The organism is Bartonella sp. AP4SXKL, from assembly GCF_042195845.1.
Classification (GTDB): Bacteria; Pseudomonadota; Alphaproteobacteria; order Rhizobiales; family Rhizobiaceae; genus Bartonella.
The window spans coordinates 1-21583 of record NZ_JBHIPA010000016.1; the positions used below are offsets into that span (position 1 = coordinate 1).

The 21583-nt window shown below is 36.5% G+C and carries 14 protein-coding genes, 1 tRNA gene and 2 pseudogenes; 1 reads left to right on the plus strand and 16 read right to left on the minus strand.

Annotated elements, in window-relative coordinates:
- Positions 1 to 216 precede the first annotated feature (216 nt).
- The 14 genes and pseudogenes from ACFIMI_RS07925 to ACFIMI_RS07990 form a co-directional block, all read right to left on the minus strand.
- Positions 217 to 978 (minus strand): hypothetical protein, encoded by a 762-nt coding sequence (locus ACFIMI_RS07925; protein ID WP_375692429.1) that lies wholly within the window; start codon positions 976 to 978, stop codon positions 217 to 219.
- A gap of 84 nt (positions 979 to 1062) precedes the next feature.
- On the minus strand, positions 1063 to 1833 hold the full coding sequence (locus tag ACFIMI_RS07930) for a hypothetical protein (RefSeq protein WP_375682152.1): 771 nt from the start codon (positions 1831 to 1833) through the stop codon (positions 1063 to 1065).
- Positions 1834 to 3384: 1551 nt separating this feature from the next.
- Positions 3385 to 3840 (minus strand): annotated as a pseudogene (locus tag ACFIMI_RS07935) (type ISP restriction/modification enzyme); the annotation flags it as partial.
- Positions 3841 to 4426: 586 nt separating this feature from the next.
- Positions 4427 to 4939, minus strand: a complete 513-nt coding sequence (locus ACFIMI_RS07940) for a DUF3987 domain-containing protein (RefSeq protein ID WP_375692430.1) — start codon at positions 4937 to 4939, stop codon at positions 4427 to 4429.
- A gap of 960 nt (positions 4940 to 5899) precedes the next feature.
- A complete protein-coding gene (locus tag ACFIMI_RS07945) occupies positions 5900 to 6403 on the minus strand; it encodes a DUF6622 family protein (protein WP_375689539.1) in 504 nt (167 codons plus the stop codon).
- A 1-nt stretch (position 6404) separates the two neighbouring features.
- Positions 6405 to 6962, minus strand: coding sequence for a hypothetical protein (locus ACFIMI_RS07950; RefSeq protein ID WP_375641074.1), 558 nt, complete (start codon positions 6960 to 6962; stop codon positions 6405 to 6407).
- Positions 6950 to 7747, minus strand: coding sequence for a beta-hydroxyacyl-ACP dehydratase (locus ACFIMI_RS07955; RefSeq protein ID WP_375612527.1), 798 nt, complete (start codon positions 7745 to 7747; stop codon positions 6950 to 6952). Before ACFIMI_RS07955 ends, ACFIMI_RS07950 begins: the two co-directional genes overlap by 13 nt.
- Before the next feature lie 119 nt (positions 7748 to 7866).
- Complete coding sequence (locus tag ACFIMI_RS07960) at positions 7867 to 8811, minus strand: citrate/2-methylcitrate synthase (RefSeq protein ID WP_375692431.1); 945 nt, start codon at positions 8809 to 8811, stop codon at positions 7867 to 7869.
- Positions 8812 to 8905: 94 nt separating this feature from the next.
- The gene (locus tag ACFIMI_RS07965) at positions 8906 to 10123 is read right to left on the minus strand and encodes an AMP-binding protein (RefSeq protein ID WP_375613707.1); all 1218 of its coding nucleotides are present in this window, start codon (positions 10121 to 10123) and stop codon (positions 8906 to 8908) included.
- Between the two features lie 36 nt (positions 10124 to 10159).
- Positions 10160 to 10500 (minus strand): annotated as a pseudogene (locus ACFIMI_RS07970) (Arm DNA-binding domain-containing protein); the annotation flags it as partial.
- A 156-nt stretch (positions 10501 to 10656) separates the two neighbouring features.
- The gene (locus ACFIMI_RS07975; RefSeq protein WP_375613708.1) at positions 10657 to 10872 is read right to left on the minus strand and encodes an NADPH-dependent FMN reductase; all 216 of its coding nucleotides are present in this window, start codon (positions 10870 to 10872) and stop codon (positions 10657 to 10659) included.
- Positions 10873 to 11214: 342 nt separating this feature from the next.
- Complete coding sequence (locus ACFIMI_RS07980; RefSeq protein WP_375692432.1) at positions 11215 to 12558, minus strand: MATE family efflux transporter; 1344 nt, start codon at positions 12556 to 12558, stop codon at positions 11215 to 11217.
- Positions 12559 to 12875: 317 nt separating this feature from the next.
- Positions 12876 to 12952 (minus strand) — tRNA-His (locus tag ACFIMI_RS07985).
- A 137-nt stretch (positions 12953 to 13089) separates the two neighbouring features.
- Complete coding sequence (locus tag ACFIMI_RS07990; protein ID WP_375692433.1) at positions 13090 to 14172, minus strand: quinone-dependent dihydroorotate dehydrogenase; 1083 nt, start codon at positions 14170 to 14172, stop codon at positions 13090 to 13092.
- Between the two features lie 1314 nt (positions 14173 to 15486).
- On the opposite strand from ACFIMI_RS07990, the gene mscL reads away from it, so the two are divergent.
- A complete protein-coding gene (gene mscL, locus ACFIMI_RS07995; protein ID WP_026500234.1) occupies positions 15487 to 15894 on the plus strand; it encodes a large conductance mechanosensitive channel protein MscL in 408 nt (135 codons plus the stop codon).
- An 18-nt stretch (positions 15895 to 15912) separates the two neighbouring features.
- Here mscL and ACFIMI_RS08000 read toward each other — a convergent pair whose 3' ends face one another.
- Both ACFIMI_RS08000 and ACFIMI_RS08005 read right to left on the minus strand, forming a co-directional pair.
- Entirely contained in the window at positions 15913 to 17619 is a 1707-nt protein-coding gene (locus ACFIMI_RS08000) for an ATP-binding protein (protein ID WP_375612060.1), read from the minus strand.
- Between the two features lie 1154 nt (positions 17620 to 18773).
- Positions 18774 to 21347, minus strand: a complete 2574-nt coding sequence (locus tag ACFIMI_RS08005; protein ID WP_375613712.1) for a DNA translocase FtsK — start codon at positions 21345 to 21347, stop codon at positions 18774 to 18776.
- Positions 21348 to 21583: the final 236 nt, after the last annotated feature.

Below are 21583 nucleotides of genomic sequence, written 5' to 3' on the forward strand. Positions count from 1 at the left end.
TAGAGCGCTTGCAATATGATACGTTTTGTATATATGCATTCATTACTCCATTGTGGATGATTCATTTTAATCAATAAGAAACGCTATTTGAAAGCCGCGTCATATCACTTGACACGGCTTTTTTTTTATGAATGCTATCTTTTATGAGATGTTTATAGCAATGCATTTTATATGCGTTTATACACCATAAAGAAGGCACGCCCCCCACGCCGTTCTTTATTCTGTTTTATCAGTTATATTGACAACATTATCTCTTTCATACACCTCACAATTTTTTGGAACCAACCTTACTTTGCTTTTTTTATTGATTTTTGCATTGCCATAAGCACGCCCCCAGATCGTTGCACAATATGAGATTTTAGCATTGCCATAAACAGAGCCATAAATCTCACAAGAGCCACTCACACAAGCATTCCCATAAACCTTGCCATAAATTTTTGCACGACCATTAATAACAGCATAATTATAAATTTTTGCATGGCTATAAATACAAGCCAAGCCAGAAACCTTGGCATGACCATAAACGCGTGCATAACTAAAAACCGTAGCATCATAAGAAACATGCGCATGATCATAAATATGAGCATCAGCAAGAATGCGGGCACTATCATTCACATGAGCATTACCATAAATATTGCCATAAACATGAGCATTGCCATAGACAAAAGCATGGTCATAAACTTTAGCATATTGAGAGATAAAAGCTTTTCTATAGACTTCAGCATTGCCATAAACTTGACCACAGACTTGAGAAAAATGCCGTATTTTTGCATCATCATACACTCTTGCATGACCATAGACACAAGCCTCATCATACACCCAGCAATTCCCATCATGAGAGAGGTTGCTTTCCTTTTCAATAAAGCCACCTAAAGTACCTGCTTTGATATCAGAAAAGTCTTTTAATGCTTTAATGCGATAAAGGGTATGATTACCAAATACACGCGTTTCATTTGTGAGTGCAAACTTCTTTTGCATGAGCACAATTCCTTTATAGAGATTTAAATTTTTAAAATGAAATATTTAGAAGGAGGGCGCCCCCGCCGCGCCCGCGCGTGTCATTTACGCAGCATCACTTTCATATTCGCTGTCATTATCATCGTCATAATACCCTTCAAAATCAGCATAATACTCATGACGATAATAATCATCTTCGCTCCCAAACTCAGGATATGCATCATCACAGATATCTTCATTAGCTGTTAAAGAGGCATTGCTATGAATGTAAGAATTGCCTGAGACAAGAGCATCACAAATAACAGCATCATCAAAAACACGCGATTCATCACAGATATAAGCAGAGCCACTTATTTTTGCATTGCCTCCGACATGGGCATCATCACAAATGACAGCATTATCAGAAATATGAGCATGATCAGTGACACGGGCGTTATCATAAATTTGTGCATTGCCTTCAATTACAACGGCGTTGTTAGCATGCGCATTACCAGACAGTTTTGCATTGTCCTTTAATGTCAGACCTTCAAAAATAGCATTCCCATAAATTTGAGCATTACCATAGACATCAACAAAAAAGCTTTTTACTTTAGCATTTCCAAAGACGCGTGCATTTTGAAAGACCCGAGCTTTATTATACACCCAGCAATTACCTTCATGAGATAAGTTGCTTTCATTTTCAATATACCCCCCTAAATCGCCTTTTTTGACATCATCAAAATCTCTTAAGGCTCTAATTCGAGTTAAGAAATGACCATCGATATATTCACAATCATCAATAAATTCATATTTTTTTGCAGGCTCTTGTTGATTAACAGACGTGGTTTCATTTGAAATATTAGAGATAACGGGGGTGTTTTTTGATATATTTTTCATAATTAAAACCTTACTGATTAAATGTTTGTTATTGGCATCTCTATAGAGGCGCCGGGTGCTAACAAACACGGCAGTAAGTCCGTCGTTACACTTTTCCCATAAATGGGTATTGTATGGTGTAACTACACCCGACAAAATCACTGTATATGCTAACAAAAGCATAAAAGATAGTCAGTTTTTAATAGGATTAGGTTTATCGCAACCTATTCGCTTACTGTTTAGTGTTGTTAAGCACTTGGATTATTTATATAGCAAAATACGTATTTATTGTCAAATAATATTTTATCTTTTTTGATATTTTTTCTTATTTTTTTTAATACGTTATGTATTGATGATATCTTATGCTTATTAATTGCTTCTTTTATATTTATGTGCTTTTAAAGCTATATTACGGGCTTTGTGAAACGATTGCGTATTTTCTGAATCTATACATTTATAATATTTTAGAAACGCTTTCATTATGCGTATTTTAAACTTTATAACCTATCAATTTTGTCACTAAATGGCTTTTAAGATTTCTGTTAATTTCTTTTAATAACACATTTTAGACTTAACAGCCTTTATAGGGACTGTCTTTATAAACAAATGCTTTCATTTGCATTTTTGCTTTCTCTATAGCTGTTATGTTCTTTATAGCCATGGCATCATTTTTCATGTTCATAAGAGAAATGATAAATAGGATAATTGCGATTTATTGTCTGTTATGAAAACACTTATGAAAACATCTAAAGAGAGAATGGTAATTATAGAGATGAGCAAAATCCCTTTTAATAAACTTTTGTCATTTTTGTCAGTTCTTTTTAGAACCTATATCATTTTTTTTAAATGAGAGAAAATTAAAATCATTATATTTCAATAAGTTAAGTTTTATGAATTTTTCAAAATACAACTTATTAAAACAGCCATAACAAATAAATACAACTGTAAATATATATTTGTCAGTTTATGTCAGTACATTGAATCGACAAAAGTGATCATTTAGTGAATGATTAAAACATGTCTTATGAGAGTATGTGATCTTTTAAAGCCTTTCAAAAGAAAGGGATTATAATCATAATAAATGCTATCAAGACCATTATGGTTATGAGTTTTGGAGGTGCTTTTTACGCCCCCCTTTACATATTTTTCAATAAAAAATAAAAGTCATTATATTTCAATATGTTATTTTTTATCAATTTTTCACAAAACAACCTATATCAATAGTACAACCTATAAATTCAACTAATGCTCTATGTTTTGTAAGGGTTTTAGGGGGGTAGAAACATTCAAAACCTATAAGTAATATAAGAAAATGAATATACATAACCCTCTTTAAATAAAGCTTCTGATAACAATAAAGCTATCATTTTAGATTACGGTTTAATCTTTTAAAGGCAATGTAAATAAGAGTATCTAAAAGTGCAAGTTTCTTCTTTTTAAATAACGTATGATAAATTATCCTTTTAAAGATTGTATGTCAGCAATTTATAAAAGGGATATAAGAACCTATAGGTATAAAACCTTATACCCCTTATGAGTTTATCATACCCATTATGTGAGCATGCTTTTAAGTTATTCAGTTTCTCTTATTTCCAATTTTGGTAGGTTCTTAACAATTTTCATTGTCTCTAAACTTATGGTAATAACCCTCTGAAATAACTCTAGAGGGTAGGCAGGGTTGCCAATGGTTTCAACAGCATAACGATTGGCATCATTAACAATGCCACTCTTTTTATCAGTCTTAACACATTGACGCCCCATAACCCATTCAAGAGCGGGTTTACCATTAACGATATACTCACAAGCGTCAAGAGGGATATCTGTTATTGTGATATTGTTATTATAAATAACAGTGGTTTTATCTTTCTCTTTACCTGTTTTTGCGAATTTCATTTCAGTCACGTAATAGAATTTTTCTGGATTAGAGATCTCTGTAACTTTTGGATTACCTTTTTTAAAGGTTACGGGATAAGGTTTTACAGTTTCATAATTCACGTGCAAATGATCCAGTTCACGCCCTGTTACAACAGAGCTCCGTTTTCGTATAAGGGGTTTAATTCTCTTCAAAAGAATTAAAACGAAGCTTATTAAATCCATTTTGAACGAATTGAGAAAAAATGCAGAAAAATGCTAAAAAAGCCGATAATTTTTTCAAAAGAGTTTTTTAAATGCTGTTTATCCACAGCCCATGAGAGATATCAGATCAGCAAAATAGTGAAATTTGCTGTTTATTTTATGGAAAAAAGACAAATGAAGCATGTGCTTTTAAAATATTATAATGATTATTTTGATAGGTTTTATGAGTCACTAAAATAATCTAGTTTGTTAGTTCAATTTACAGACACAAACTGACAAATATATATTATTGATTGTATTTAAGGTTGTATTGTCGATATAGGTTGTATCGTTAAAATTCTAACATATTGAAATATAATGTTTTTAATTTTCTCTCATTTTAAAAAAATAATATAGGTTCTAAAAAGAACTGACAAGACTGACAAAACTCTTCTGATAAGGTCACTCAGATCATTTGCTTTTGGAAAAAAGTTCCTTGATGAGAATGCCATAAAAAGAGTTTTGCGTGGTTGTCTTAAAGACTTCAAAAGAGATTTTTTTATTGTTTTATGCTGTTGTTTTTAACCAAAGGATGCCATTCATACCGTCTATCAGGACGCCGACCTAATTCATTCCCCTCTATAGGAAATTCACGAATATAGTTACAACGACATAAAAGCTCTAAAGCTTGCTTAACGGCTCCATTGTCTTTTAAAGATCTCCAACACCGTCTATAGATATCTCTTGCCGTAAAAACATTGGGTAAAAGATCACAGCGCTCTACAATTAATTTTGCACGCTCTGCTGTTAATGTATCATTCGCCGCATAAAGACGTTTTGCATGACTTATCAGATATTCTTCCCAACGCAAGGCTGTTGTAATGGCATAGAGTCCAATTTCAAAACGACCACTATCAAGAAGTTCAAAAATCAACGCAAGGCTTGCTATGGTCTTTGGCATTTTTAAAAGATGCGATTGTAAGCTTTCAAAAAGGTTATTCTCTTTAGCTTTTTTAAAAATCTTTTGCATCCACTCACGAAAGATCTCTTGAACATCAGCAGAAAAACGCATGACAAGCGGATGTTCAGGAGAACCAAGGGGTTTATATCATAATGAGAACGTATTAAGCTAAGAGGAGATGCCAAATTCTCAAAGGAGAAGTGCAATGCACCTTTACGAGTTTTTTGGACTTCATGATTTTTTGTACAACATTATGCCCCCCAAGATTATGTGCCCTTAAGCAGCTACAGTCGTTGATACAATATCCTCAGCAAGCATTTGTTCATCTTGCACATATATTTTTAGTATTTTTAATAATTTTTTTTTGGAAGATTTCTTGGTACGGCACGCGATACATCAGTGCTAACGTTCTCTTAAAAAACACCCAGATAATTAATCAGCTTCAAAAAACAACCTTACCAATGAAGTACTAGCTAGAGGGTTGCATGCACAACGCAATAATGGCACACTGATTCCCACAAGCGTGCTTCACATATTGCACGCATAGCCTGTACAGAGTCTACCGCTCCTAAATACTCAAACGTAAAAACGTAATGCTACTGGATCGTATAGTGACCGCAGTTGCACCCTTAAACACCGGTTCCTCCCCATATCATAATGCTTGACAAAAGCATCATGCCATCATAGCAACGGCTTTGCGTAGGGGTTCCACAACATAGTTCTATAAATTGTTGACGGCATTGCCAAGCTAACAGTTTTCTTGCCCACCTACGCCAATGAGACCATCACTATCCTCTTTTTGAATCGTAAAACAAAATGATTTCCCATAAGCGATAAACCATCTGCTCAAAGTCCAGCTAGCTCAAACTCATAGCATTCTAAACCTTTAGGCTCGCTCTTCCCCCAAGGGGGCATAGTCAGATATATCACTTCCCTCTCCTATTCACGCGCTGGGATAAAAAAATCTGAAACTACGAGGCAACGCTGCATTTGTATGCAGCGTTGTTGTTAGGAATAAGCTTCTATTGAGATAGTTCTAATGGGAAGCACCCACAGCTAATGGTATAGGGATTAATTTGGATTCTTTCGAAATGCTATATATAAATTTAATGTGCCGCCCCAAAACACACCATCAGTGAACCCACTTAAAAGACCAAAAAGAAGATTAAAATCAAATGCATATTTCAAATCAGGTTCAATATTGAGAAAAACAATCAATGTGAATTTGATGACAAAAGCGATAAGAATAAATATCAGCGTCAACGGCGTACCAGGCAGAATAATGAAATCCGTTCCCTCTTTGATTTTTAAACGCGCAGTAGCACGCCAGAGCAACCAGCCAACGCCAAAGCCGATCATCAGCCCTGCCAACATTGCGATTGCTCCCCAGCGTGGGAAAGCCAGCTGGTTAATCACATCGCTTGCGCCCAAAAAAAGAAAGACTAACGGCAAGAGAAAAAGGCGGTAAACCTTCGTTTCCCTATCTTTCAATGCGATTATTCCCCTCGCGATGAGAAAAATAAGCAAAATCCAAGCCCATAAAGGGGTTCCGGTCAGAATGTTAAACAATGACATATTATGCTCCATGATGTTTGATGCGATAAAAATATTGCATGATGTTAGGAAGATATTTAGAAAAAAGAATACCAGTACAAATTAAACCCATAGTGATTAACCAAATCTGGGGGGTCCATGTAAAAAAAGCCACTAGAAGACCATTGGCAAAAAAGATGATTACCCAAATCCATGTAATATATTTATTGATGAGATAAAATAGGATATGTTTGCGTTTTTCTTCAGAAACACCAGCACTGGCATAAAAAATGGTAAAGGGTTTCTTTACCAGCAAGCTAATCAATGAAACCAGAGCAAGTGACAGATAGCAAAAAACTGTGGGGTAGTTCAGTAAAAGTGTAGACCATCCAGCGAAATAATTAACAAACAGGACAATAACTGTCAGAATGTTAGTAATCATCACGGGTTCTCCCTGCCGGACAATTTTAATATTCACAGCAATAATGAACAATAAAATCACAGTTAAGATGAGAGAGCGTTCGACCAGAGTTAAAAAGTTTCCATTGATAACCCAGGAGTAAATACTCCACGGAATAAAAGAGATTATTATGTTAAACATGGCGCATCCTCCTTTTTATATTTGATAGAAAACTTACCGCAAGTGCTTCGTTTTTTAGTTTCCGTATGAATATAAAAAACGCCACCCAGTTCACACTCTGTATCCTGTTTAATGGTCAACTGATAGGTATCTCCCGGATAAACTGCTTCAATGAACTTTACTTTTTTCAGCGCAACAGATGCGATATTTTTCGCCCTACCCTGCGTGGCCAAAGCCAGAACCATCTCAATCAATAGTGAACCAGGACATACGGCGTGGGAGGGGAAATGTTCCTCAAAAAGCGGGTGATGCGCATTAAAGGAAAAAGTACAAGAATCTCCGGTTACGGAAGAAATCTTACATAAATCGCCTAGTAATGGAAGAGCGGCTTTCACAGAACACGAGCTAAAGAAGCAGACCTTACTGACCATGATGATTGCCTGCGCAATAACGGCCTTTCCATTGTCATATGTGCTAGCCTTACAGTGAATACGATAGGCCTCATTAATGCGTTCAATATGTCCTTCAACGCATAACCGATCGCTATCAAAATGGGTGGTAGAGAAAAACTGTTCAACCATAACAGGGAGATAGCGATAAGTGAGATCCGAGTTTTTAGCCACCATGGTGGCGAATCGAACTGAAAACTGATGCAAGGCTTCGAGTAACAAGCCCTGTTTCAAATAGTTATGGGCTAACTCCCAGTGAGAAATATCGATTTGCCCGTAAGCACGCATCGGTGTGATTAAGGTGATACTCTGACATATACCCAAGAAATTTGGCTCGGTGTGATGCTTTATAGCCATAATTGGGAGACCTTTTTATATTTTTCTCTTAAATCCTTTGATGATAAACTGAAGGAATGAGTGCTAAACCGCGCTTGATAGTGCGCGAGAAGTATAGGCATACGACAAACGAAAAAAGCCTACAATCCCAGCTCAGGAGAAGCCCGATGTTTGCTCATGATGCTTGCAATTAGAAAATCGACATTGGGTTGCAGTCCTGTATTGTCCGAAATAGATCGCACAAGCGAACTGAAGGGGCACATAGGCACCTGAAAGCGTGAAAAAAAGAAATCAACCCGGACATCCCATTGCATAATCGGATGACCAAACCTTGGCCAGGGTTTGTCTTTGCAATAATGCGTTACCGCCGCCTTAAGATTCCCGGCTTCAATCTCATGGAGGACACCAGAAAGTCGCATGATAGCATATTTGCAGGCTCCCATATGCACGGAGCCAATGGCACTAAACCCACCGATTAGTGCAGAAATGACGTCGCTCTTGGTACTGATAATAAATCTTACCATGGTGGTTGTGGGTGTCACAGTACCAAACCCGCCCAGCAGTAGAGACATGCACCCGCAAAGCACATTAATATCCCAGTCGGAAGAAGCTTCCTTGCTAGTTAATACTAACCAAAAAGCAAGCTCCAAGGTATTGCAATTTTCGATCTCCGGAAAATCGGAAAACTGTTGGGAAGAGCGCGCCAATGCAATAATCCACGGCATCAGCAAGATAATTTTAAGACAACTACCGTCGCTTACGGGAGCCATGACCTTACCCTGAGCCGCCGAAACCTCAACTTGCGATAATAACATCATAAATCGCTGCGTTAAACTCAAAGATGGCAATGCATTGATCAGTTGATGCATCGCCTGCAGTTTGGCTGTAGGGTTCGTCTTTTGCAGTTCGGCGCTAGCATTCTGAATCAGCCGATCCATCTGTTCTTCATTAAGAAGGTTGCCGGTCAGTGCAAACCATGCGTTCTGCAAATAACGGTTTTCATCGGCAATATCAATCAAATTACATCCACGAATAAACAATACGTTATTATCTAAATCATAATTATCAATAACATCATCTGACATGATTTACTCCTGCTGCTCCGGTGACACGCTATAAAACCTGATGTTGACATTTATCGTATGCGAATTCCCTGATACAATTTCATTACACAAATTATCAAGTTGCATTACAGGACTCCCTTGCGTCATAAACTAGCAGGCATTTCCCTCTGGATGAGAAAAGCAAATCGCTATATTCGACGAGGGTGAGATTAATACGCCCGCGCTTTTTCATATAGGCTTCATAAATATCCGGCAAATGATAGATTTCCTCAGTTAGTTCGGACAAATCAAGGTTGTGAAATACTTCGCAGCAGATTTTAATATCCATAATCTCTTGTCTATCCGCGGATAAAGACAATACAATTTGAACAATCACATCGGGCAACCTTCGATTAATAATTTTGAATATTTTTTCATGGCTAATCAAATTTCCCATGAAATTAAAATCAACAGCATTGCGTTTAATACCTTCAAAATAGAGGTCACCATTTTCAACGGATAATGTGCCCATATCGCCCACGGAATATCTGATAAGTTTGCGCGAAACATCGGGATCCAGCGATGTCACTAGCAGCCCTCTCTTATCTTCATATTCAAAGAAGAAATCATCGCTGAAGAGCAGGTACCGATTAAGCCGCCCTTCGGCGGACATACCAATGAAACCGCACTCCGACAAACCATATAAACCAATTATCCGCAGATCGGCGCCCAGCATCTCGCGCAGATAGTTTTCATGCACACCCAGCATCGATTCACCGGTAAAGACTACTTTTTTAATTGCCAGTGGAACCCCAAGGCTGAGCATAGCTTCAACGAACTGAACGATGGTGCTGGGCACACCAAACAGTACCGAAAGCCGTATTTCAGCCAGAAACTCGAAATGACTCTTCAGCAGCAGGGCAATATCGCCAACCGGCACGACATGTGCACGGCAATGTTTTACAATTTCACACGCCAAGTAGTGTAAAGATGAAAACAGATTAATCGTAAACAGGTTGCCAACAACATCCCCTGGGGAAAAAAATTGCCGCGCGCGCAGGTTACGAATTAAATTATGCTCTGATGAGCTGACCGCTTCCTTACTGGATTTTAGACGAACGCTGACCATTTTCATCGCCCCGGTGGTGCCGCTTGTAGCACCAAGCAGCATGGGTAAGTGTTCAGCCGCAGAGTCCAGTTGAGTCAAAGAACCACTATCACCAGTGGTCGAATAAACGCGTGTACTTATCCTAACCGAATCGCGAAAAGCAATGTAATCGAGTGCATGGCAGCCAGTTATTGCCGTTATACGTGGTTGCATTTTTGCATACATTTCAGCACAGAAATAATCCATGATAACTCAGACCTTTTTAATGAAAATTTCACAGCCCAGAGCTGCTAGACCTTCTCCAAAAGTATCCAAAGCAATATCTTTTAAATAATGAAGATTACGCATTGTTTCACGCTTTTGTTTATTGCGTTCTTTAATGGGGTCACAACCCTCATGCAAAACAGAACGCCATTGATTTGCCAATTCACGCGCTTTTTTTAAAGAAACATGTCTTAATGCACCCAAGCCCATTTCGCGGCGCCACCATGAATGGTATAACGATAAAGCCATTGAGCACCTCCATCTTTACGCTTATGAAGTAACAAGCCGGCACCATCATTATATTTGCCAGCTCCCAATGTTGCGACAGACCTCGCATTAAGACGGTTCATAAGAGCCATTTTTACTCCTTTCTTATACAGTTTTTACCCACACGCCAGCTCCGCTTTTGACGTGCAAGCAAATGGTTTTGATTGATTCAACATACACAGATTTGAAATGAGAGAATCCTACGTTATTCGGAGTTCTAATTCAATATGAATAACGCTAAATTATCATTATAAATCAATACGTTGTCCCAAATATTCACATGACAGTAGCGCATTTTTTGCTGTACTGCCATGAGAGAGAAGACCAACAGCTTTATCCAAAAAAGCATCACAATCTAAATTATCAAAAGCGTTCTTCAAAGTCTCTGAATAAGACCTGTGATAAACAGGGCTTGCAAGAATAACATCGTCAGCGTCTGCGATTGTTTTGACAAATGTATACACTTTAGCATCGCAATGGTAATAACTTATAAAAACAATAACTTTTTTAAATGACTCCTCAACGGCGTATGAATATAAGCACGTTTTTTCTCGTCATTTTTTAAGGTATTAAACTCTTCCAATCTACCGAACTTACTCTTAAATTGTAGCCGAATGATTTTAATAAACCCATATTATTTTAAAAACTCAACAAATAATATTGAGGCTACAATCAAAAACACTTCTTTTCAATATTAAGCAAGTTTTGTAACCTATATTGTTATCTCCATAGAAGTAAAACAGCCTCTATGGACGATGAGTAGCTAAGCCTTCACAGCTAGTGCTTTACAAGCGCTTTTATAACACTCACTCTGCCCCAAACATAGGATTGCATTTTATTAAATAACCCACGCGCATATAATTAAAGATAGAAACGATTAAGCTTGCACCAATCATGCCAAGCCAATAGCCAATAAAGCCATATTCAAAAAAATGCGCCATTAGCGCTCCCCCAAATAGGCCTAACCCCCAATAACTTATTGCTACAACAATTGTTGACCAAAACGTATCAAGCAAGCCCACAAGTATGCCATTGAGCATAGTACCTAAAGTGCCAAAAGCAAAAGACAATAAAATGAACGGAAGCAACTTCCAAGAGAAAACAACAACGCGTTCTGAAGAAATATTAAAGATGGTTGTAAGGATGAATCCATAAGAGAGATAAACAATCCCTGATAAAAACAAGACATAAGCTACAGCAAAAACAGTGACACTCATACGCAATTGTTTTAGAGCCATATTATTCCTATCTGCTCTATACCACGCTGCTATTGTCGCGGCTGCGCTGGAAATCCCCAAAGCCACCACAGAAATAAGCATATCGAGACGCATCCCTATCGTATGCGCGGCCAAAGATTCGACCCCATAAACCGTAATCATGAATGCAATGAACGAAGGAAAGCCCTCCGCAATAAGAATACGTATACCAATGGGTAGCCCTACTCGCAGCAATTTTATTATTCGTGAAATCTCTAACTTTGGTCTCAAATAATTAAAGCGAAAAGAATGAAAAGCAGAATTGCGGGACAAAATTATTGCTGCTGCAATAACAATTAAAATACGGATCAAACTGCTCGCAATTCCTGCACCAAAGACACCTAATCCGCTTACAGAACCTATACCAAAAATAAGCGGCCAAGAGATAAGAAAATTCACAAGGATAGCCGCAAGCATAACCCAGGTTAACGGCTTTGGATTACCAATTGCTGACAGTAATCCCCGGCTATTCACATAAAGATAAAAAAACACCACCCCTATAGCAGCACCACTATTATATTCCTGCGCTATATTGGCAATTGTCCCATCTTGGCCGAGAAAACACAAAATATTTCTCGTGTTGAGTAAAATGATCGCACTCATCATTCCAATCACAAGGGAAAGCCATATTCCTTGATCAAACCATGCCTTCAATGCATATCTATCTTGTCTACGAAAACTTTCCGCAAGTTTTGGTGCAACCGCGGTAATAATACCTAGCCCAAACAACATAACAAAACTAAATATACTCAGAGCTAACATTGTACCACTCAAGACTTGCACGCCTAAATGCGCTACAAGCGCTGCATCTGTGAAGGAAATCATCATCTGAGAGATAAACCCAACAGCCAGTGGCATGCCAAGAGAGAGCAATTGCTTCATCACAACAAACATTGTGAAATACCCTTCCATATTGAAGGGCATATTAAGCTCGGATCTTTTAAACAAAACACATTGATTTTTTCCGTAAAGTCTTTCCATCACAAGTCTTGTGTAAAGGATGCATAATGAGAACGCATTAAGGTAAGAGGAGATGCCCAGTTCTTAAAAAAGAAGCGCAATGCCCCTTTATTGGTTTTTTGGACTTTATGCCATGCGTTTTTTTTGTACAATATTATGCCCCCAAGCAACTACAGTCATTGATAAAAGATCCTCAGCGAGCCGTTTGTTCGTCTTGTATATCCATTTTCAGTATTTTCAATAAAATTTTTTGGTACGGTTGGTGGGATTTGAACCTACGACCTCTGGTGCCACAAACCAGCGCTCTAACCAACTGAGCTACAACCGCATAAAATCAAATGTATCATAACTGTTCACGATTTCGTAAACATTTATTCTTTGCTTATGTGACATAAGGAAGATCAACAAAGTTTGCAAGCCCCTTAAAAAAAATCTCGCAATTTTTTGTGAAGAAAAAAGCGTTTTTTACAAAGGAAATTTTGCCCAATGCTCAATACTATGATCACGATAGCCTTTTATGTTATCAACTCCATCTTGTTGCATCATCTGCAAAATCTCTTGCAGAATAGTTATGACAAGATCTGGACCTTCATAAACCATCCCACTGTATAATTGAATCAAATCTGCACCAGCTTTTACTTTTTCCAAAGCAGTCTGTGCATCCTTTATACCGCCAACGCCAATAATTGCAATCTCCTTCCCTAATTTTTGACGCATTTTTGCAAGCATAATAGTAGAACGCTCAAAGAGTGGACGTCCAGAAAGCCCACCCTCTTCATTACGGAAGTGACTATTGTTAAGACCTTGGCGTGAAAGAGTTGTGTTAGAAACAATGAGTCCATCAAAATCAGAAAGTTTTATTTCTTCAGCAACATCATCTAATTCTTTCTCTGATAAATCAGGAGAAATTTTTAAAAAAATGGGAATGGAGAATCCATGCTTGTTCTCTTGCTCATTTCGCGCTTGCGAAATTGCACTCAACAAAAGATGCAAACTGTCACGGGCCTGTAAATCACGTAAACCTGGTGTATTAGGAGAAGAAATATTAACCGTAAAATAATCAGCAACATCATAAAAATGAGCAATACCAACAGTATAATCATCAATCTTATCGACCGTATCCTTATTGGCTCCAATGTTGACTCCTATAACACCAGTTTTTTTACACGCATGCAATCTATTGTAAACAACTTGATGTCCGTCATTATTAAAGCCCATTCTATTAATAATCGCTTCATCTTCTTTTAAACGAAAAAGCCGTGGTTTAGGATTTCCAATCTGAGGCTTTGGTGTCACTGTCCCAATTTCAGTAAAACCAAATCCTAACCGAAAAATACCATCTACAACCTCTGCATTTTTATCAAACCCCGCTGCAAGACCAATAAAATTTTCAAACTCAAGACCAGCAACAGTTACACACAAACGTTTGTCGATAACCTTTTGACAACCATTTAATCCACTTTTCAGCCCAAGAATCGCTAAACCGTGTGCTTGCTCTGGATCCAACATAAATAAGGCAGAACGGCCAATACAACGAAAAAAACTCATCAATTCTTCTCCACAACATAAAAATGATCCATCGCACCTCACCTCTACCTTTTAACACAAAAGATTTCCAATCAAAGCAAGCATATTATCCAAATAATATTCCCCTTCTAGAAGAAAACTCATCACATAATAGCCATACATGTTTATATTGGTTATATTATGTAAAGAACTTTTTATTCTTAAAAAATGTTTCTCTTTTTCGACATTTTTTAAAGATTAAAATATGAATCCTAATCTTATAAAATTCAGCATGAATTGGAACATCAATGGCTCTTACCATAGTCATGGTTTTATGACGTCTTATGCAGGCACGCTCATAATTTTCTTAAAAATGCAGGCAAATTATCTCTATTCCCAAAGTTCCTTTGTGTAATATTGTTTTCAATAGAAACAAAGCTTGTTCTATAAAGCTATTTTTTCCTAGCATTTACAGGATACATGGTTCATAAAATCATCTAAATTCATACTATTGTTGCACTATTTAGAGCAACAGAATGTTCAATCAATTTGTACTCTATTGATAATCTGCGTTGTTTTCTTTGCCATTTCTGATGTATTAAATACAATTTTGCATCTATTAAGTGCTCTACCTAACATATATTTTAAGTAATGACAGTTGATTATTGAACTCAAACATCATACCAACGACTTCCAAACCAAAATGATCTTGCAAACCCTAGAGCTCTGCTATTTATAAACTGATACAATCTTCCAGCAGATGAAATGTGTTTCTTCCATCCGAATTATCGCCATTTTAGCTCATGTAACCCAATACAAATAGCTTTTAGATAAGCCATAATGCCCTCCTAATTGCTATTATCGCTTACTAAATTAAGAGGAATTAAATTATAAGTTTTACTCCTGTCTCATCTATCTATTTCTTCTATCAGTGCTGAAATATATTTTTTATTCCTAAATTCTCTTTTTATGACAAAATGTTATGCTAATATATGTACTTCATTTGAAAAGCTTTCTGATAGCTCAACTTTCAACACTACTTATTTTGTGGTATTGTGTAAAAACCTCTCTTTTTAATGTTAACATAAAAATCTTGAGGCAATTATATAAATTAAGCTACAGTTTTCTACTTTCTGTTGAAAAAGCAGATATAGTTTTTATTAAAAAAGCTTTTTTCTAGGAAAGGTTCTATGTACATTCAAATAGAGCCCTAAAGCTCTTTATTAAACCTTATAAAGTCTTTGAAAATAATATTAATATTGTAATATAATCATAAAAATAAAATCTGCCCTTTCCTTTTTCATCAAAAGCGGTAAGTAAATTACCGTATATCGCTTATATAAAGGGGAAAATGCAATGCTTAAAGAATTCAAAGAATTTGCCCTAAAAGGTAATATGATTGATCTTGCTATCGGTGTGATTATAGGGGGTGCTTTTGGTAGCTTGGTCAACTCAATTGTCAATGATATTTTTATGCCAATCATTGGGCTGATTACAGGTGGGATTGATTTTTCTAATATGTTTATTCAACTTGCTGGCGAAAAACAAGCAACATTGAGTGCCGCCAAAGCAGCTGGAGCAACCATTAGCTATGGACACTTTATTACTTTACTTATCAATTTTCTCATTATTGCTTGGGTTCTTTTTTTATTCGTTAAGGCTATGAATAAAATTCGTAGAAAAGAAGAAGAAAGCCCCAAAAAAACGTCTTCAGAAGAACAACTTTTAACAGAAATTAGAGATCTTTTGGCTAAGAAAAAATAATTTTATGCAAGATTTACATCATGGAACACGAGGAAAAAACATTTCCACAGTTGTTCCATGATTGGGTTTTGAGAACAGTAAAAATTGTCCCCCTCTTTCTTCCACCATTGCTTTACACATTGGGAGGCCTAAACCTGTTCCCATAAAAGCGCTATCACCAGATCGTCCATCTTTGCGCTCTACTTGACCATAAGGTTGCAGTGCCTGTATAATCTCTTCTTCGTTCATCCCTATACCATTATCACTCACTGAAATTTTTACACGTTCTTTTCTATAAGAAACGTGAACAATAATCTGTCCACCCAAAGGTGTAAAACGAATAGCATTGGAAAGAAGATTCCATATAATCTGGCGAAACACTTGTTGTGATACAGGAATAAATGGAACGTGAGGTGGAGCAACAATACGCATGATAATGCCGTTCTGATTGGCTTGAGTTTCAAGAAAAGCTATCGTCGCACGTAAACAAGATATTACATCAAATGTTTCAGAAATAAGGGAAGAATCAATCTGGTTATCGGAACCAGAATAATTTATCTTCGAGCACTCTAGTAATTGATTAATCAGCAATAATATATGTTTTCCAGAGGAAATAATATCGCGTAAATATCCATGATAGCGCTCATTTTCTATCGAACCAAAACGGCCTTCTCTCATAATTTCTGCAAAACCAATAAGAGCATTCAAAGGTGTTCGTATTTCATGAACAACTCCAACGATTTTATCCTCTTCTGCTTTTTTTTCTCCTGATGGAACTGTTTGTGTCCTATCACGCAACATAACAGCATAATTGCCTTGCTTTACCAAAAATACAATCGTTATCAAAACGGTTATATTTTTATGATTTTTTGTCATTAAATCAGCGGTTTCACTGCGATTTAAAACCTGATTTTTTTCCTCCATACGGATTGATTTAAAATACTTTTCAACCAAAAGTCGGCTTTGCAAAGTAAATAATGAAGAGAATGGTTGTCCTCGTAGTTCATTTATTTCATAACCCATTAATGCTAAGGCTGCCCTACTCGCTGATTGAACAAAGCCCTCTTCATCCAACCATAAAACACCATCTGTTGCTGTATCCAACAATGATAAAACTGCAGCGGGCTCTTTTACGAGAGCTTGTTCTATAGCATTTACCGGCAATGTTTGTGCATATGGTAACTGAATAGCTGTTTCTTCAACTAAATTTTCTTCTTTTACCGATGAATTCAATTCATCACGCAATTGCTCTGCAATTTCACGAAAAGCTGAGCGTTCTATCTCCGTAAGACATAGCATTTCTGTTTCTAGCTTTTCATTTCTTTTTTCTTGGACTTTTTTTTGTATTTTTAAAACACCAAAGCCACGAAACCCCTTAAGCTGCTTTTTAACATCAAAAATTGGCAAAGCCGACAATTCAACATCAAGCCATTGTAAGCAACCATCAACAGGCCATTGAACAATCTCTTTACTCCAAGGCATAGCCGCTTCAATAAAACGACTGAGAACCAGATATCGATCATCATTAAATTGATGAGCAAGCTCATGAAAACTACACCCTAAAATAGAAGAAGAGAGAGGACCAACAACTTCAGCTAGCTCTTTTGAGACTTCACAAAACAAACCATTGTGATCGATTTCCCACGTAAAAGGCCGTGGCAAAAGCTCTGGTGTAAAACGAAAAGCTTCTTGCTGACATTTTAATTCATTTGTATTTAACTTTAACTCATCTGCTTTTAATGGCATAACTAAAACTAAAAAGTGTTGAATTTACTCTCAAATGAATAATGCTAATTTGTTTACAATTATCTATTCTGGTTAAAATAACTTGATATCTCATATCAATTGTCTGTAGCAAAATTTTGACTGTTTCATCAACAAAACAAGAATAAAAAGAAGCTTCCAGCTCTTGTTGCTTATTCACCCACTATGTAATAAATCTTGTTACAATAATGGTAACATCTCCCTCGCATAAATAGTACTCAAAAAGAATACACTTATTTTACACATTCATGCGCCTTTTTTGAAAAGATATCTCCCAAGATCCCCAAGCTTATTTTACGACGTCATCTGTAAATGGTGTAATGTAAAAGTCCCTATAGAGGATATCAAGGCATTGTGCATTACCATTTTTATACTTATAAAAGAGCTGGTTAGCACCATCATTATACTAATTTCAGCCCCTAATGTTATCAATAGTTCTCGGCATTTGAAGGCGTTCATAAGCAGCCTTTTTATTTTTTAACTTTTTTACTCCTACATTATTATGATACGCAAGAAAACGGTTTTAATTGTTTCAACAGAAACAGATTTGAAATGAGAAAATCTTACAATGTTTGAGACTTTTATTCACTGTGAATAATGATAAATTACTATAAATCAATATACTGCATTATCAAAATCTCTTTTTCAAATAAAGCTTCTCGTAAGAACATCTTTCTTGAGCCAATAATATCAAATGATAATAAATTCAGCGTGACGCTTTAAAGTATCCTATGCAACAGAACTTGCATATTGGGCATTTTTCTTATGATGCTCTCAATAATCTCCCAAAGATCTTTCTTTCATTAGAATCGCTACAAAAGAAAAAACAAAAAATATGCCACCGCACTATTTTATTAAAAAATTTCTCTGTAAAAAAGAGAACACAAATTATCTGTTTTCATATAAAGATTTGTTTAATTTCTTTATATTCCAGATCATTTAGAAATGTTAAAAACATCTCATAATCTCCTTTGATATCAGCTTGTTTACCTCATCAGAAGTCTTAATACAAAAGATCGCTTTTGCTTTATTACTCTCCATTTAAATTTTTAATATTATATAAAAAAATAAAACAAGCACATTTAAATAATAACTGTCAGATATTTAAAAAATTGCATATTTTTAAATGCGTTTGTTTATTTTCCTTCATTGAGTAAAATTTCACGTTTTCCAACATGATTAGCGGCTCCAACAATGCCTTTTTCTTCCATTCGCTCGACGAGAGAAGCTGCTTTATTATAGCCGATTGAAAGTCGGCGCTGAATATAAGATGTTGAACATTTTTTATCACGCATAACAATTTTTACAGCTTGGTTATAAAGTTCCTCACCCTCTTCATCAAAATTTTCTTCCTCAGAAATTTCAGCAGCTGAATCAGCAGAAGTATCCTCTTTGTTATCGTCTTCATTATCTGTTACCGTTGCTAAATAATCAGGTTTTCCTTGCATTTTAAGATGTGCAACGATGGATTCAACTTCTTCATCTGAGACAAAAGGTCCATGAACGCGCACAATGCGTCCACCACCTGCCATATGAAGCATATCCCCCTGACCTAAAAGCGTTTCAGCACCTTGTTCACCCAAGATCGTACGACTATCAATTTTTGATGTTACTTGAAAAGAAATGCGGGTAGGAAAGTTCGCTTTAATTGTACCTGTGATAACATCAACAGAAGGACGTTGTGTTGCCATAATAAGATGAATACCTGCCGCACGCGCCATTTGCGCTAAGCGCTGAATGGCATTCTCTATCTCTTTCCCTGCCACCATCATAAGATCAGCCATCTCATCAACAATCACAACAATATAAGGAAGCTGCGTGAGATCCATGGCTTCTTCATGATAAAGCATTTCCCCTGTTTCCTTATCAAAACCCGACTGAACAGTACACATGATTGTTTCGCCTTTTTGAGCTGCAAGTGCAACGCGTGCATTAAAACCATCAATATTACGCACACCCAACTTAGCCATTTTGCGATAACGCTCTTCCATTTCACGAACCGCCCATTTTAAAGCTGTTACTGCTTTTTTGGGATCTGTGACAACGGGTGTTAAAAGATGTGGAATGCCATCATAAACAGAAAGCTCTAACATTTTAGGATCAACCATGATCAAACGACATTGCTTTGGTGTCATACGATAAAGAATCGACAAAATCATTGTATTAATTGCAACAGACTTGCCTGATCCTGTTGTTCCTGCAACCAATAAATGAGGCATTTTTGCTAATTCTGCAATGACCGGTTCACCATTAATCCCCTTCCCCAAAGCAAGAGCAAGTTTAAATTCACTTTCACGAAAAGAACGTGTTTGGATTAATTCTCGTAAATAAACGGTTTCACGAACCGCATTGGGTAACTCAATCCCGATAACATTACGTCCAGGAATTACAGCAACGCGTGTAGAAATAGCAGACATAGAACGCGCAATATCATCAGAAAGATTAATAACGCGCGATGACTTTACGCCCGCGGCGGGTTCAAATTCATACATTGTTACCACTGGCCCTGGATGAACATGGATAACTTCACCCTTAATGCCAAAATCTTCCAAAACACTTTCCAAAAGTCCAGCACCACGTTCTAATGTTTCTTGAGGAATCATCGTACCTTCATGAAAAACAGGTTCCTGTAATAAGTTGATCGGAGGAAATTCATAAACATCACAGTCAATAGATTGAATATTTTGCATAAAAGCAGAATCATAATTACCTAATGGCATACGAGTAGATTGCAATGTTTTATTTTTACTGTTTGCTTGCATCACAGAAAAATCTTTTGAATTCTTTGTGACGGCTTTGTTTATACAATCAACAGTATTATTGGCGACAGTATTATTGCTATTTTCAGTCTCTATACTCGCCCCTGCATCGCTTAACGCGCCTGTATTACTTAACGTATGAGCAGAATCTTCAACAGAAAGATTAGAATGACTCTCTTTAGTAGTATCATTATTTGTATGCATTAAATCAGAAATTTTCTCAACACCTCGCATCCTTTCCGCTGGAGATTCTGATGTAATTGAATCATAGAGTTGTGGAAAGCGGTATTCAAGAACACGGTAAAGAGCCGTTATTGACTCATCAAAGGCTGTGGGAATATCTGGTGTAATTTCATTTGTCGTATCAATTGATATTCCATCCTCTTTTGAAGTTTGAGTCTCCACATGTTCAAATATCAAAGATTCACACTCAAAAAATGCATCATCGGAAAGATGCAAAGCAGGTTTTATTTTTTGTAGCACATTTTCCACTTGTAATTTACGTTCTTGTTTATCCTCCTCAAGTGGAATATTTGCTGACGGCATACGAGTAGTTTGACGTGACAACTGCTTCAAAACCGTTGAATGACAAACTGATGTTTTATTCTCTATTGATTGAGGATTAATGACTTTTTTTGTCGAAAGAATATTTGTTGTTTTCTTGTTACAACGTACAATATCTGTATCTGTAATTTTTTTTTGATCTTGCTTCGTAAAAATTTTAAACTGTTTTGCAAAAACTGGATCTGTTTCTATACGACGACGCAAAATCTCAACTTCTGGGGTTCTCGTGAAACGGACGTTTTTTCCGAGGGCAAATGCCTTTTTCCACACTTCCGGATAAGGAAATATCTCAGTAATCTTAACAGATAAATCTTCTCTTGATGCACCTTTTGTACCATCATCAGAAAAAGAAGACGTAGAAATAGATTTTGTTTTCGAATTATGCATGGCACCCAACAAATTTATAGCAATGAGAAAAATAACCTTTTCAAAAAGAATTCGTAGAAACTATCATACGAAGGTTAATAACCTTTTGCTGATGGTTACTTTTTAATGAAAAAAATAGTGCCATAATGCATATTCATAATCTGCCTTTTGCATATTTACGATATAAATTGCCTAGTTTATGGTGTCATAGAGCGCGTATTTCATTTGTTTTGAAGAAAACTTCATGATAAAAAAAC

Bases quoted from the DNA above. Each gene is read 5' to 3' on its own strand.
- ACFIMI_RS07925 (WP_375692429.1), bottom strand. From the start codon at position 978: ATGCAAAAGAAGTTTGCACTCACAAATGAAACGCGTGTATTTGGTAAT.
- ACFIMI_RS07930 (WP_375682152.1), bottom strand. From the start codon at position 1,833: ATGAAAAATATATCAAAAAACACCCCCGTTATCTCTAATATTTCAAAT.
- ACFIMI_RS07940 (WP_375692430.1), bottom strand. From the start codon at position 4,939: ATGCGTTTTTCTGCTGATGTTCAAGAGATCTTTCGTGAGTGGATGCAA.
- ACFIMI_RS07945 (WP_375689539.1), bottom strand. From the start codon at position 6,403: ATGTCATTGTTTAACATTCTGACCGGAACCCCTTTATGGGCTTGGATT.
- ACFIMI_RS07950 (WP_375641074.1), bottom strand. From the start codon at position 6,962: ATGTTTAACATAATAATCTCTTTTATTCCGTGGAGTATTTACTCCTGG.
- ACFIMI_RS07955 (WP_375612527.1), bottom strand. From the start codon at position 7,747: ATGGCTATAAAGCATCACACCGAGCCAAATTTCTTGGGTATATGTCAG.
- ACFIMI_RS07960 (WP_375692431.1), bottom strand. From the start codon at position 8,811: ATGTCAGATGATGTTATTGATAATTATGATTTAGATAATAACGTATTG.
- ACFIMI_RS07965 (WP_375613707.1), bottom strand. From the start codon at position 10,123: ATGGATTATTTCTGTGCTGAAATGTATGCAAAAATGCAACCACGTATA.
- ACFIMI_RS07980 (WP_375692432.1), bottom strand. From the start codon at position 12,558: ATGTTTGTTGTGATGAAGCAATTGCTCTCTCTTGGCATGCCACTGGCT.
- ACFIMI_RS07990 (WP_375692433.1), bottom strand. From the start codon at position 14,172: ATGAGTTTTTTTCGTTGTATTGGCCGTTCTGCCTTATTTATGTTGGAT.
- mscL (WP_026500234.1), top strand. From the start codon at position 15,487: ATGCTTAAAGAATTCAAAGAATTTGCCCTAAAAGGTAATATGATTGAT.
- ACFIMI_RS08000 (WP_375612060.1), bottom strand. From the start codon at position 17,619: ATGCCATTAAAAGCAGATGAGTTAAAGTTAAATACAAATGAATTAAAA.
- ACFIMI_RS08005 (WP_375613712.1), bottom strand. From the start codon at position 21,347: ATGCATAATTCGAAAACAAAATCTATTTCTACGTCTTCTTTTTCTGAT.